Source organism: Bradyrhizobium sp. LB14.3 (assembly GCF_040547985.1).
Lineage (GTDB): Bacteria > Pseudomonadota > Alphaproteobacteria > Rhizobiales > Xanthobacteraceae > Bradyrhizobium.
Genome location: NZ_JBEPQT010000002.1, coordinates 320,155 through 333,660, shown reverse-complemented (window position 1 = coordinate 333,660; position 13,506 = coordinate 320,155). Strand labels below are relative to the sequence as shown.

General features: G+C 64.6%; 11 protein-coding genes and 1 pseudogene. 7 read left to right on the top strand and 5 right to left on the bottom strand.

Annotated elements, in window-relative coordinates:
* The first annotated feature begins 40 nt into the window (after positions 1–40).
* The 3 genes from ABIB00_RS05290 to ABIB00_RS05280 all read left to right on the top strand — a co-directional run bounded on the left by ABIB00_RS05290 (position 41) and on the right by ABIB00_RS05280 (position 2,657).
* Entirely contained in the window at positions 41–1,540 is a 1,500-nt protein-coding gene (locus ABIB00_RS05290) for a leucyl aminopeptidase (protein WP_354103629.1), read from the top strand.
* A 6-nt stretch (positions 1,541–1,546) separates the two neighbouring features.
* Positions 1,547–1,999 (top strand): DNA polymerase III subunit chi, encoded by a 453-nt coding sequence (locus ABIB00_RS05285; RefSeq protein ID WP_247346350.1) that lies wholly within the window; start codon positions 1,547–1,549, stop codon positions 1,997–1,999.
* A gap of 166 nt (positions 2,000–2,165) precedes the next feature.
* On the top strand, positions 2,166–2,657 hold the full coding sequence (locus ABIB00_RS05280) for a hypothetical protein (protein WP_354103858.1): 492 nt from the start codon (positions 2,166–2,168) through the stop codon (positions 2,655–2,657).
* 73 nt (positions 2,658–2,730) lie between these two features.
* Here ABIB00_RS05280 and ABIB00_RS05275 read toward each other — a convergent pair whose 3' ends face one another.
* On the bottom strand, positions 2,731–2,982 hold the full coding sequence (locus tag ABIB00_RS05275; RefSeq protein ID WP_354103872.1) for a hypothetical protein: 252 nt from the start codon (positions 2,980–2,982) through the stop codon (positions 2,731–2,733).
* Between the two features lie 188 nt (positions 2,983–3,170).
* Positions 3,171–3,374 (bottom strand): annotated as a pseudogene (locus tag ABIB00_RS05270) (class I SAM-dependent methyltransferase); the annotation flags it as partial.
* A gap of 258 nt (positions 3,375–3,632) precedes the next feature.
* On the opposite strand from ABIB00_RS05270, the gene ABIB00_RS05265 reads away from it, so the two are divergent.
* From ABIB00_RS05265 to ABIB00_RS05255, 3 genes are read left to right on the top strand one after another with little or no spacing between them, the layout of a single operon-like run.
* Positions 3,633–6,482: a beta strand repeat-containing protein gene (locus ABIB00_RS05265; RefSeq protein WP_354103628.1), complete on the top strand. Its 2,850-nt coding sequence runs from the start codon at positions 3,633–3,635 to the stop codon at positions 6,480–6,482.
* 29 nt (positions 6,483–6,511) lie between these two features.
* A complete protein-coding gene (locus ABIB00_RS05260) occupies positions 6,512–8,644 on the top strand; it encodes a type I secretion system permease/ATPase (protein WP_354103627.1) in 2,133 nt (710 codons plus the stop codon).
* On the top strand, positions 8,631–10,085 hold the full coding sequence (locus ABIB00_RS05255; RefSeq protein ID WP_354103626.1) for an HlyD family type I secretion periplasmic adaptor subunit: 1,455 nt from the start codon (positions 8,631–8,633) through the stop codon (positions 10,083–10,085). The genes ABIB00_RS05260 and ABIB00_RS05255 overlap by 14 nt, the downstream gene beginning before the upstream one ends.
* A 100-nt stretch (positions 10,086–10,185) precedes the next feature.
* Here ABIB00_RS05255 and ABIB00_RS05250 read toward each other — a convergent pair whose 3' ends face one another.
* From ABIB00_RS05250 to ABIB00_RS05240, 3 genes are all read right to left on the bottom strand, one after another.
* Positions 10,186–12,051 (bottom strand): ABC-F family ATP-binding cassette domain-containing protein, encoded by a 1,866-nt coding sequence (locus tag ABIB00_RS05250; protein ID WP_354103625.1) that lies wholly within the window; start codon positions 12,049–12,051, stop codon positions 10,186–10,188.
* A gap of 57 nt (positions 12,052–12,108) precedes the next feature.
* The gene (locus ABIB00_RS05245) at positions 12,109–12,282 is read right to left on the bottom strand and encodes a hypothetical protein (protein WP_354103624.1); all 174 of its coding nucleotides are present in this window, start codon (positions 12,280–12,282) and stop codon (positions 12,109–12,111) included.
* Positions 12,283–12,501: 219 nt separating this feature from the next.
* A complete protein-coding gene (locus tag ABIB00_RS05240) occupies positions 12,502–12,756 on the bottom strand; it encodes a sulfur globule protein precursor (protein WP_247443447.1) in 255 nt (84 codons plus the stop codon).
* Positions 12,757–13,066: 310 nt separating this feature from the next.
* On the opposite strand from ABIB00_RS05240, the gene ndk reads away from it, so the two are divergent.
* A complete protein-coding gene (gene ndk, locus ABIB00_RS05235; protein ID WP_106943663.1) occupies positions 13,067–13,489 on the top strand; it encodes a nucleoside-diphosphate kinase in 423 nt (140 codons plus the stop codon).
* Positions 13,490–13,506: the final 17 nt, after the last annotated feature.

Genomic DNA, 13,506 nt, shown 5'->3' with positions numbered 1-13,506 from the left:
GCCGATCGGCAAAAAGCCCCATGTTTTGGAGGAGTTACCTATGTCCGATGCCATCAAGGTCGGCATTGTCCCGTTGTCTACCGCCGTCCGTGGCATCATGGTCGTGTTCTGCGACGACGGTCTGAAGCTCGGCCCAGCGACCGTCAAGGCGCTTGGCGGGGCAATCGAACTCGTGAAGCGGGCCGCCTCCGCCGCCGCCTTCAAAGGCAAAAGCGGCGCCGCGCTGGACATCCTGGCGCCGGAGGGGGTGAAGGCCACCCGCCTGATCGTGATCGGTGCCGGCAAGGCGGCCGGCCTGAAGGCGAACGACTTCCTCAAATTCGGCGGCGTGGCGGCGAGCAAGCTTCCCGCCGGAGCCGCGGCCATGACCATCATGGCGGAACTGCCCAATGGCGCCATGACGAGCGAGCAGGCGGTTGCGATCGCCTCGGGCCTGCGGCTGCGCAGCTACAAGTTCGACCGCTACAAGACCAAGAAGAAGGACGGCGAGGAGGACGGCTCCAGCGCCGACATCTCGCTTGCCGTTGGCGATGCCGCCGCCGCGAAGAAGGCGTTTGCATCGGCCGGTGCGATCGTGGACGGCGTGATCATTGCGCGCGACCTCGTCAACGAACCGCCGAACGTGCTTTTTCCCGAGGAGTTCGCGCGCCGCGCAGGCTTGCTCCGCAAGCTCGGCGTCAAGATCGAGGTGCTCGACGTGAAGGCGATGGACAAGCTCGGCATGGGCGCGCTGCTCGGCGTCGGCCAGGGCTCGTCGCGGCCGAGCCGGACCGTGATCATGCGCTGGGACGGCGGCAAGAAGGGTGAGGCACCGGTTGCCTTCGTCGGCAAGGGCGTCTGCTTCGACACCGGCGGCATTTCGATCAAGCCGGCCGGCAGTATGGAGGACATGAAGGGCGACATGGGAGGCGCGGCCTGCGTCGTCGGCCTGATGCATGCGCTCGCGGCACGCAAGGCCAAGGTCAACGTCGTCGGTGCCATCGGCCTCGTCGAGAACATGCCCGACGGCAATGCGCAGCGCCCGGGCGACATCGTCACCTCGATGTCGGGCCAGACCATCGAGATCATCAACACCGACGCGGAAGGCCGCCTGGTGCTTGCCGATGTGCTCTGGTACGTCGCCAAGAAAACCAAGCCGAAATTCATGGTGGATCTGGCGACGCTGACCGGTGCGATCGTGGTCGCGCTCGGCACCGACCATGCCGGCATGTTCTCCAACAATGACGAACTTGCCGAGCGGCTGCTGGCGGCCGGCATCGAGAGCGGCGAAAAGGTCTGGCGCCTGCCGCTCGGCCCCGAATACGACAAGCTGATTGATTCCCAGTTCGCCGACATGAAGAACACCGGCGGCCGCCACGGCGGCTCGATCACCGCGGCGCAGTTCCTCCAGCGTTTTGTCGACGGCACGCCCTGGGCGCATCTCGACATCGCCGGCACCGCCATGGGCGCGCCGAAAACCGACATCAACCAGAGCTGGGGAAGCGGGTATGGCGTCCGTCTGCTCGACCGTCTGGTCGCCGACCATTACGAGCGCAAATGACCCAAGATGACTGAAGTGCTGTTCTATCATCTGCAAAACATGACGGTGGAGAACGTATTGCCGCCGCTTCTCGAGAAATCGCTCGAGCGCGGTTGGCGCGTCGTGGTGCAGTCGAATTCGCCGGAGCGCGCGGATGCGCTCGACGCGCACTTGTGGACCTACCGCGACGATTCCTTCTTGCCGCACGCGACATGGCGGGTGGGCGACGCCGCCGATCAGCCGATCGTGCTGGCGATCGAGGAGGACAATCCGAACGGCGCCAATGTCCGCTTCCTCGTCGACAACGCCGCGCTGCCGCAGGACGCCCAGGGCTATGAGCGCATGGTGCTGCTGTTCAACGGCGACGATCCGGACGCGCTTGCATTTGCCCGCAGCGCCTGGACGGATTGCAAGGCGCGGGGATTTGATGTCACCTATTGGCAGGCCGACGAACGGGGCCGGTGGCAGAAGCGGAATTAGCGGTCGCGCACAATTAATGATAATTTGCACTTTTCGGACGATGATGGCTTTGGTCACCTTCGTGCCGCAAAGTGATGTTGGGACAAACGCTTAGGGTCGATCCTTCACACGGGGAATTTAGTTTATCGTGCGACATCAAAAGCTTCCCGGCTCGCTCATAGTTGCGTTGGCTGCCGTAGCCCCGCTGGTCGCGGGCTGCTCTGGGACCGATGTGTTCTCCAGGGACGCCCAGTGGTTCAACACGCCCAGCCGCATGTTCATCCGGAACATCTCGATTGAGTCGCCGCCGCTGACCCCCGACAGGGCGGTTGGGGCCGAGGATCTGGTCAGTGCAGACGGAGGCTGTGCCGGCATGGCGCCGCAGCCCGGGCCGGCTGATGCCAATGCGTCCACGACGGCGCCGGCGCCCATGGGGGGCACCGTTGCGCTCGGCCACACCGAATGCGACGTGGTGCGCGGCATTGGCGCGCCCTCGAACGTCAACCTCTCCGCTGATGCCGCCGGCAGGCGCGTCGCGGTCGTGACGTGGACGACCGGCCCGCGCGCGGGCATCTACACCTTCACGGCCGGCCGCCTGTCCTCGATCGAGGGCACGCCGGAGGCACCGGTTGTGCCGAAGGCTGCCAAGCCGAAGGCGAAGAAGAAATCGGCGGCGTAACACGGGTCGGCCTTCTGCCCTGAAGCTGGTTGCGGCTGTCGATGCGATCAGCCGCCCATGCTCGTCCCCATCGTCAAGCGGCTTTGCATTCCTTGATTGCGGTGGCCGAGGCGTGAACGGTGATCTCTCCGTTCGCGCTCGCCGGCAATCTTGCCTGTAGCCGGCGTTTGAGTTCCGCGCTCCCTGTCTCCGACAGCCTTCCTAATACGCCGGCCGGGCTGCTGACGACCATCGACAGCCAGTAGTCATCGAAATTCGCAAACGTTCGCTCGACGACCAGTTCGCGAGTTTCGACATCGCGGATGCCGAGCTTCGCCCAAAGCACCTTGAGTGCCTCGTATCGCGATACATCCGCGCTCGGTGGGCGCTGCAGGTTTGCCGAGAGCGTCCATCTCCTCCCATAAGGGCTGCGTGGGCGAGCCCACTCCGCAAGATGTCCCAGGTGTAGGATGCGACCATGCGGACTATTCCCGAGGCACCTTTGTGCGCATCCGGGACGAAGAACAGCACCAGCGCCATCACCGCAACGTCGAAGCGGTTGACGTCGTAGGGAAGTGCCATCGCGTCGCCAATCGAAAACTCGACCTGCTTTGCTGATAATTTCCGGCGTGCAGTCGCAATCTGTCCGTCGGACGGATCGGTCGCGCAAACGGACGAAGGGGCGGACTTCGCAACAAGGAGCTCAGTGAACGCGCCCTTGCCGCAACCGACATCCACCCAGGTCAAACTGCGCGCTTGTCTCGAGCCGCGGTTCTTCCGCGCGCGTTTGAAAATCACGGGGTCGTTACGCGTGATCCGTGATCAGGCCATTCGTGATGAGAGAGCCTTCGCATCCGCTGTCGAAAACTCCCCCGAAGCAAATCTGGACGAAATCTCCAGAATAATCACGCGCGTCTCAAGCAACGGTTCAAGAATGTCATGTTCGCGGCTGTTACGTGGAGGGGTGGGGCTAGATCGACCGAAGGATCATTTTGAATGTCTACTACCTCTGTTTTTTCCCCGGTTACGGGCCAACTCACCATTTTCGGCGATAGCGCCAATAACGGCGTCGTGATCAGCCGTAATAACGCAGGCCGCATTCTCATCAATAACGGGTCTGTGACGCCAATCGGTGGCGCCCCCACCGTCGCCAACACCAGCGAGATCGACATCTTCGGTCAAGGCGGCGACGACACGATCACCGTTAACGAATGCCATGGCCCGATGCCCGCGGTGCACATTTTCGGCGGTGACGGCAATGACAGGATCACGGGCGGCTCGGGGGCCGACCTTCTGTTTGGTCAGGCCGGCAACGATGTGATCAACGGCGGCGGCGGCAACGATCTGCTGTTCGGCGGCGCGGGTAACGACACGCTGGACGGCGGCAGCGGCGACAACCAGTTGTTTGGCGAGACCGGCGACGATCTCATGATCTGGAATCCCGGTGGCGGCACCAACCTGTTCGAGGGCGGTGAGGGCAATGATACGGCTAAGGTCAACGGAAGCAACGGCGACGAGACGTTCACGATCACGGCGAACGGCACGCGGGTGCGGTTCGACGGGACGGGCGCGGCGCCATTTTCGCTCGACATCGGCACGACGGAGAATCTCGTCCTGCACGCCGGCGGCGGCGACGATGTCATCACCGCGGGCAACGGGCTCGGCAGCCTGATTTCGCTGACGCTCGATGGCGGCGCCGGCAACGACAGGATTACCGGCGGCGACGGCAACGATCTCCTGATCGGCGGTAGCGGCGACGACATCGTCAATGGCGGACGCGGCAACGACGTTGCCGAGCTTGGATCGGGCGACGATACCTTCATCTGGAATCCCGGCGACGGCAGCGACACGGTCGAGGGCGGATCGGGCAACGACAAGTTGTTGTTCAACGGTGCCAATATCAACGAGACCATCAACATATCGGCCAATGGCGGCCGGGTGCGCTTCACCCGCGACGTTGCCAACATCACGATGGACCTCAACAGCATCGAGCAGATCGAATTCGATGCGCGCGGCGGCGCTGACAACATCCTTGTCGGCGATCTCACCGGCACCGGCGTCAAGCAGGTGCTGGTCGATCTCGGAGCCACGCCCGGAGGGACGCAAGGCGACGGTGCGGCTGATACGGTGACCGTCAGCGGCACCGGCGGCAATCAGCACATCGAAGTCATAGCCACGGGCACAACGGTAACCGTCACGGGGATGCCGGAGGCCGTGACGATCGCAAATGCAGAGGCTGCCAACGACCGGCTGGTGATCCAGGCGCTCGGCGGCAACGATGTCATTGATGCATCCCTGCTCGCGGCGGCGATCGGGCTGACCATCGACGGCGGCGCGGGCAACGACACCATCACCGGCAGTCAGGGGGCCGACACCCTGATCGGGGGCGATGGCAACGACAACGTCACCGGCGGCCGCGGCAACGACGTGGCTCTCCTCGGCGCGGGCGACGACATCTTCACGTGGAATCCCGGCGACGGCAGCGACACCGTCTTCGGTGACGCGGGAACGGACACGCTGGTGTTCAACGGCTCGAATGTCGCCGAGAACATGTCGATCTCGGCAAACGGCGGCCATGCGCTGCTCACCCGCGACGTCGCCGCCATCGTCATGGATCTCGACGGTATCGAGCGCGTGCAGATCGCGGCGGCCGGCGGCGCCGACAACATCACCGTCAACGATCTGACCGGGACAGGAATCGCCCAGGTTGCCGTCGACCTCAGTGCCGGCCCCGGCAGCCAGGGTGGCGACGGTGCGGCGGACCGCGTGACCGTGAACGGCACGACCGGTGTCGACAACATATCGGTCGTGACCTCCGGCGGATCGATCGTGGTCAACGGCCTCGCCGCGCAGGTGACGATTGCACACGCGGACGCCGGTGATGTGCTCGGCATCAACGGCGGAGGTGGCAACGACGTGATCAATGCGTCTTCCATCAAGGCGGGACAGTCGTTCAGCCTCAACATCAACGGCGGCGATGGCAACGACACCATCACCGGCAGCGCCGGCAATGATATCGTCAATGGCGGACGCGGCAACGACGTGGCCAGTCTTGGCGCGGGTGACGACACCTTCGTCTGGAATCCCGGCGACGGCAGCGACACCGTCGAAGGCGGCAACGGCACCGACACGCTGGCGTTCAACGGCGCCAACATCAACGAGAACATCAACATCTCGGCCAACGGTGGTCGGGTGCTGTTCACGCGCGACGTTGCCGCCATCGCGATGGACCTGAACGGCGTCGAACATGTCGACTTCAAAGCCCTCGGCGGTGCCGACAACATCACCGTCAATGACCTCTCCGGGACCAGCGTGAACGAGGTCAATCTCGACCTCGGCGCCAATGACGGCGCCGCCGATACGGTGACCATCAACGCGACCGGCGGCAACGATGTCATCACGGTGACCGAGCACGACGGCATCATCACGGTCTCGGGGCTTGGCCAGGACATCAACATCACCGATGCCGGCACCGGCGACAGGATCGTCATCAACGGCCTCGATGGGGACGACGTCATCACGGCATCCGGTTTGCACGGCGGCATCCAGCTCGTTGCCAACGGCGGCAATGGCGACGACATCCTGATCGGCAGCCCCGGCAACGACACGCTTACGGGCGGCGCGGGTGACGACGTGCTGATCGGTGGCGGGGGCTTCGACGTTCTCGATGGCGGCAGCGGAAACAACGTCGTCATTCAGGGCGGAGCGGCGATGGCGGCCGCGATGCTGCTCAACCAGGCCATGGCGGCCAGCTTCGTCCCGGCAGGTGACGGCCACGGCGAGATGCCGTTGCCCGATCCGCACGCTGGCCAAAGCCAGACGCTCGCTCCGCCGCAGCACGCCTGACGTTAGCCGGTGCGGCCTGGAGAACGCTCATGACGACGAACGCTGGCGTGGCCGATACGGGGCTCGACGCGCTGCTGACGCTTCTGCATTTGAAGGGCGTTGCGGCCGATCGCGACCAGCTCAGGCACCGGACCGGAGCGGCAGTCTTCGGCGCAGCGGACATCGTCCGCTGCGCCAGGTCTCTCGGACTGAAAGCACGAACCTATCGAACGCAGTGGAGCCGTTTGCCGGACAGCCCACTGCCTGCGATTGCGATGCTGCGTGACGGCAGCTTCATGGTCATCGCCAAAGCTTCCCCCGACCAGGTGCTGGTGCAGTCGCCGGGGGTGCAGCGGCCTGTATTGATGGAGCGCGACGAGCTGTGCGCGATCTGGGACGGCGGGTTGATCCTGATGGCGCGGCGCGCCGGGCTATCCGACCTCGGGCGCCACTTCGACATCACCTGGTTCATCGGCGCGATTGGCAAATACCGGCGACTGCTCGGCGAGGTGGTGGCTGCCTCGTTCTTCCTCCAGCTCTTTGCATTGGTCTCACCGCTGTTCTTCCAGGTCGTGATCGACAAGGTACTGGTTCACCGCTCGCTGTCCACGCTCGACGTTCTCGTCATCGGCCTCGTGGTCGTCTCCCTGTTCGACACCGTGCTCGGAATCCTGCGCAACTATCTGTTCTCGCATACGACCAACCGCATCGACGTCGAACTCGGCGCGCGCCTGTTCCACCATCTGCTGGCGCTGCCGATGGCGTGGTTTCAGGCCCGGCGTGTCGGCGATTCCGTGGCCCGTGTCCGCGAGCTCGAGAACATCCGCAATTTCATCACCAGCTCCTCGCTGACGCTTCTCATCGACCTGTTCTTCACCTCGGTGTTCCTGGCGGTGATGTTCGCCTATTCGCCGTTGATGAGCTGCATCGTGCTGGCATCGTTCCCGTTCTACATCGCGATTTCGGCGGTGGCGACGCCGCTGTTCCGCCGCAGGCTGGACGAGAAATTCCGCCGCGGCGCCGAGAACCAGGCGTTCCTGGTCGAGAGCGTCAGCGGCATCGAAACGCTGAAGGCAATGGCGGTCGAACCGCAGATGCAGCGCCGCTGGGAAGAGCAACTCGCCGGCTATGTCTCCGCGAGTTTTGGTGTCACCAGCCTCGGCAACACGGCGAGCCAGCTGGTGCAATTCGTCAGCAAGATCGTCACTGCCGCCATCCTCTATGTCGGCGCGCGACTCGTGATCGGGGACGCATTGACGGTCGGTGAGCTCGTGGCCTTCAACATTTTCGCAGGGAGAGTTTCGGCCCCGGTGCTGCGGCTGGCCCAGGTCTGGCAGGATTTTCATCAGGCGCGGCTGTCGATCGCGCGGCTCGGCGATATTCTCAACAGCGCGGCGGAGCCGGCTCACTCCGCGGCACGCGCGGGGCTGCCGCCGCTCCGGGGCAATATCAGGTTCGAGCACGTGGGCTTTCGGTACAGGCTCGACGGGCCGGAAATCTTGCACGACGTCTCGTTCGATATTCCGGCAGGCCAAACCGTCGGCATCGTGGGATCATCGGGCTCGGGCAAGAGCACGTTTGCAAAACTGGTGCAGCGGCTCTATGTGCCGCAAGGCGGCCGCGTGCTGATCGACGGCATGGATCTGGTGATGACCGACCCGGCCTGGCTGCGTCGGCAGATCGGCGTGGTGCTCCAGGACAACATGCTGTTCAACCGCTCGGTGCGCGACAATATCGCGCTGGCCGATCCGACCCTGCCGATGACGCGCATCATGGACGCTGCAAAGCTTGCGGGCGCGCATGACTTCATTCTAGAGCTTCCTGAGGGCTACGACACGGTGGTCGGCGAGCGCGGCTCGACGCTCTCCGGCGGACAGCGCCAGCGCATCGCGATCGCCCGCGCGCTGGTGACCAATCCGCGTATCCTGATCTTCGACGAGGCGACCAGCGCGCTCGACTATGAGAGCGAGCGGATCATCCACGACAACATGAAGGAGATCGCCAGCGGCCGCACGGTCCTGATCATCGCCCACCGCCTGTCCACCGTCCGCGGCGCCGACCGCATCTTCACGCTGGAGCGAGGCCGGCTGGTCGAGGACGGCACGCATGACGGCTTGATCAAGACCGGCGGCCGCTACGCGGCGCTGCATCGTCTTCAGGGAGGGATCTATGAGGTCGGCTAGGGCTGTGCCGGCTGCGCGGCCGCAGCAGACGGTGGTTCCTTTCCGGAAAGCGAAAGAGCGACGCGCCGAGGAAATCGCCTTCCTGCCGGCGGCGTTGGAGATCACCGAAACACCGCCGTCGCCAACCGGCCGCGCCATCGGCATGGCCCTGATGCTGCTTGTCTGTGCGGCGCTCGCATGGTCGGCATGGGGCACGATCGACATTGTCGCTTCCGCAACCGGGAAGGTCGTTTCGAGCGGGCGAAGCAAGGTGGTGCAACCGTTCGAGACCGGCGTGGTACGGGCCATCCACGTGCAGGATGGGCAGGCGGTCAAATTAGGCGATTTGCTGATAGAGCTTGATCCGACCGTCAACGCCGCGGAGCGCGATCGTCTTCATGACGATCTCATGGCTGAACGGCTCAATATCGCGCGCCTTCGCGCCGCGCTGACAGCTGGCGAGGAGGCTTCTGCCGATCTGACCCCGCCCGCGGACGCCGATCCGATGCTGATCGCGACGCAGCGGCAGCTTCTCGCCAATCAGGTCAGCGAGAACAGGGCCAAGCTCGCGGCGCTTGCGCGCCAGGAGGCGCAGAAGGACGCCGAGCATCAGACGATCGCGGCCACGATTCATAAGCTCGACTCGCTGCTCCCCGTCACGCAGCAACGTGTCGAGATCCGCAAGACGCTGATGGAGAAGGAGATCGGCTCGAAGCTGACCTACTACGAGACCCTTCAGCTCCAGATCGAGCAGCAGGAGGAGCTTCGCGTCCAAAGCAGCCGCTTGAAGGAGGCCGAGTCCGCCGTTGCCGCGATCCGGGAGACCCGTAACCAGGCCGTAGCCGAGTACAGGAAGAACCTGTCCGACGAACTCGCCAAGAGCGAGCAGAAAGCCAACGGCGTCGCGCGCGATCTGATCAAGGCGCAGCAGAGGACGAGGCTTCAGCAACTGACGTCGCCGGTCGACGGCGTCGTGCAGCAGCTTGCGATCCACACCGTCGGCGGCGTGGTCACGCCCGCGCAATCGCTGCTGGTGATCGTGCCATCAGATACGCGGCTCGAGGTCGAGGCGATGATCTCCAACCGCGATATCGGCTTTGTCGAGGCCGGGCAGGGCGCCGCCGTCAAGATCGACACCTTCAACTTCACCCGCTACGGCTTGTTGGAAGGCCGAGTGCTGAGCGTCTCGCATGATGCCATCATTCACGACCGTCCACCGGAGCGCGGAAGCGACCGCCCGCTCGGGGCGCCGCGCGATAGCAGTGAGCCCAACGGGCAGGAGCTGAGCTACAGCGCACGCATCTCGCTGGATCGCACGCAGATGCAGGTGGACGACCGCCTCGTCAGCCTGGCGCCGGGCATGGCGGTGACGGTGGAGATCAGAACCGGCTCGCGCACCATCCTGAGCTATTTGTTGTCGCCGCTGCAGCGCTACCGGCACGACATCATGCGGGAGCGGTAGTTCCGACCCCGCTGCCGACGACCGCTTGGCGCCCATGATCACGGCAACCGGCCAGTTCGCCGACTGAGCCATTTCCTGCAAGCGCGGGTAGGCGAAGACGTTACCCCGCCGCCTCGTCAAACTGCGTGCTCGCCTCCAACCACTGCTCCTCGGCGCGTGCCAGCGCGCCGGCGGCGTTGGCGCGTGCCTTTGACAGTTGCGCGGCCTGCTTGGGATCGCGGGTGAAGATGTCGGGGAGGGCGAGCGCCGTGTCGATCTTGGTGATGATCTCGCTGACGCGGGCGATCTCGGACTCGGCTTCCGCGATGCGCTTCTTCAGCGGGCCGCGGTTGTCCGACCTCGGACGCTGCGGCTTCTCGCTTGCCGCGCTGCGCTCGCGCGGGGCGGGCTCGCCGTTGCGCGCGGACAGCACCAGGCGGCGATATTCGTCGAGGTCGCCGTCGTAATTGGTCACGGTGCGGTCGGCGACGATCCAGAGCCGGTCGGCGCAGGCCTCGATTAGATAGCGATCGTGCGAGACCATGATAACGGCGCCGGGGAATTCGTTGATGGCTTCGGCGAGCGCGGCGCGGCTGTCGATGTCGAGATGGTTGGTCGGCTCGTCCAGGATGATCATGTTGGGGCCGAAGAAGGTTGCGAGTCCCAGCAGAAGCCGCGCCTTCTCGCCGCCCGACAGTTTTCCAACCTTGGTGTCGGCCGCCTTGCCGGAAAAACCGATCGCGCCGGCGCGGGCGCGCACCTTGGCCTCGGGCGCTTCGCCGCCCATCAGCTTGCGGATGTGGTCATAGGCGGAGCCGTCCTCGTTCAATTCGTCGAGCTGGTGCTGCGCGAAATAGGCGATCGACAGCTTGTCCGCGCGCGTCACCTTGCCCGAGAATGGCGCGAGGCGGCCGGCGAGCAGTTTGACCAGTGTCGACTTGCCGTTGCCGTTGGAGCCGAGCAGCGCAATGCGGTCGTCATTGTCGATCCGCAAGGTGACGCGGCCCAGCACCGGCGTTCCCGGATCGTAGCCGACCGCGGCGTTGTCGACGGCGATGATCGGCGGCGACAGGATTTTCTCGGGCGCCGGAAAGCTGATCTCGCGCACATCCTGGGTGACCAGCGCCGTGATCGGCTTCAGCCGCTCCAGCATTTTGACGCGTGATTGGGCCTGCCGGGCTTTCGAGGCCTTGGCCTTGAAGCGATCGACGAAGGCTTGCAGGCGCGCGCGTTCGGCTTCCTGGCGCTTGACCTGTTTGGCATCGAGCATCTCGCGCATGGCGCGCTGCTCCTCGAAGGAGGAGTAGGTGCCTTTGTAAAGCGTGAGCTTGCTGCGCTCCAGATGCAGGATCTGGTCGACCGAGCTTTCGAGGAGATCGCGGTCATGGCTGATCACGATCACTGTGCGCGGATAATGCGCGAGGTGATCCTCCAGCCACAGCGTGCCTTCGAGGTCGAGATAGTTGGTGGGCTCGTCGAGCAGCAACAGGTCGGGAGCGGCGAACAGCGTTGCGGCGAGCGCAACGCGCATGCGCCAGCCGCCGGAGAATTCGGCGCAGGGGCGGAGCTGGTCGGTGGCCGAGAAGCCCAGGCCGGAGAGGATCGCGGCCGCACGCGACGGGGCGGAATGCGCGTCGATGTCGACCAACCGGGTCTGGATCTCGGCGATCCGGTGCGGGTCGGTCGCGCTCTCGGCCTCGGTAAGCAAAGCGTCGCGTTCGAGGTCGGCCTTGAGCACCACTGAGATCAGGCTTTCGGGGCCGTTCGGCGCTTCCTGCGCGAGGCTGCCGACGCGCCAACGGGGCGGCAATGTGACCGTGCCGTGCTCGGCCGCGAGCTCGCCGCGGATCACCTTGAACAGGGTCGATTTGCCGGTGCCGTTGCGACCGACCATGCCGACGCGGGATCCGGGCGTGATCTGCACGGAACTCTGGTCAATCAGAAGGCGTCCGGCGAGGCGGATGGAGAGGTCGGTGATCGCAAGCATGCGGCCTTGTCACCGCACCCGGGACCAAACGCAACCCGTTTTTCCGTGAGGTTGAAGTCAGTGCGAATCGCGGTCGCGCTGCTTCAGCTCGTTGAGGAGCTGCTCGAGGTGCGTCGGGAGCCTGGCTTCGGGGCGCAGGCTCTGCCGGAGCCGTTCGCCCACGGCATCGGAGATCGCGCGGCTGGTGCGCCGGTCGATTTGTTCGCCGTCATTGGCAGAAAGGCCGGCCATCGCAGGGTTCCGTGTTTTCAAAGAAGCGACACGGTATCAAGTCCTTGGCCCCCAAATGGTTTCGCCACTCGCGGAGATTGCCCGTCATTCTAGCAAAAATTGTATGAGAGCGCGCGATACCCCAACCCGAATACAAAGCCCCGGCGCAGGGGAACGCCGGGGCTTCGCTTGAAAGGTACCTGGGGGCTTAGGTACCCTTTTGGGAAGGTGCTGTCGGGCTCAGTAGCAGCGATTGGTCAGGCGCCAGCGGGGGCCCCAGGGAGTCGGGACCAGCCGCCGCACATAGCAGCCGCCGCCATAACCGTAGGAGACGGGGCCGCCGGCATAGAAGCGCGGTCCACCCCAGCCGTGATGCCAGCCACCACCGCCGCCGTGGCCCCAGCCGCCATGCCAGTGAGCGGACGCGGAGGTCGGCGCCAGCGCGGCACCCAGCGCGACCGCGGCAACAGCGGCAAGCGAAAGTTTCCTCAACATGGTGATCTCCTCAAAATTGCCGGCGCGGGGCTATCGCGTCGATGGAAAGGCCGCCGAAACGGTCTGCCTGATCATCAGGTTTCGGTTTCGATAGACCTGACGTTACGCCGGCGAAGCTGAACCGAATCCTGACGGGGGCTTCAGATTGGGTTCATCTGGGTGAAATTGTTGTAAGCCATGCTGGAATCGGCCGTTCGCTCCTGCGGCGAAGCGCCTGTGAGACATTCGGGCGGTCGCTTGCCGTCCGGCGAAGGCGCCGATATAAGCCCGGCAACTCCGAACCACCGCATTCTTCCCCAAGGACAAGATTATGGCCATCGAACGCACTTTCTCGATCATCAAGCCCGACGCCACCGCGCGTAACCTGACCGGTGCGGTTAACGCCGTGATCGAGAAGGCGGGCCTGCGCATCGTCGCGCAGAAGCGCATCCGCATGACCAAGGAACAGGCCGAGACGTTCTATGCGGTCCACAAGGCGCGGCCGTTCTTCGGTGAGCTCGTGGAATTCATGACCTCGGGCCCGGTGGTGGTCCAGGTGCTGGAAGGCGAGGGCGCCGTCGCCAAGTACCGCGATGCCATGGGTGCGACCGATCCGTCCAAGGCGGCCGACGGCACCATCCGCAAGCTCTACGCAAAGTCGATCGGCGAGAACTCTGCGCACGGTTCGGACGCGCCGGAGACCGCCGCGATCGAGATCGCGCAGTTCTTCTCGGGCAACGAGATCGTCGGCTGATCCGTCAGCCGATAAGT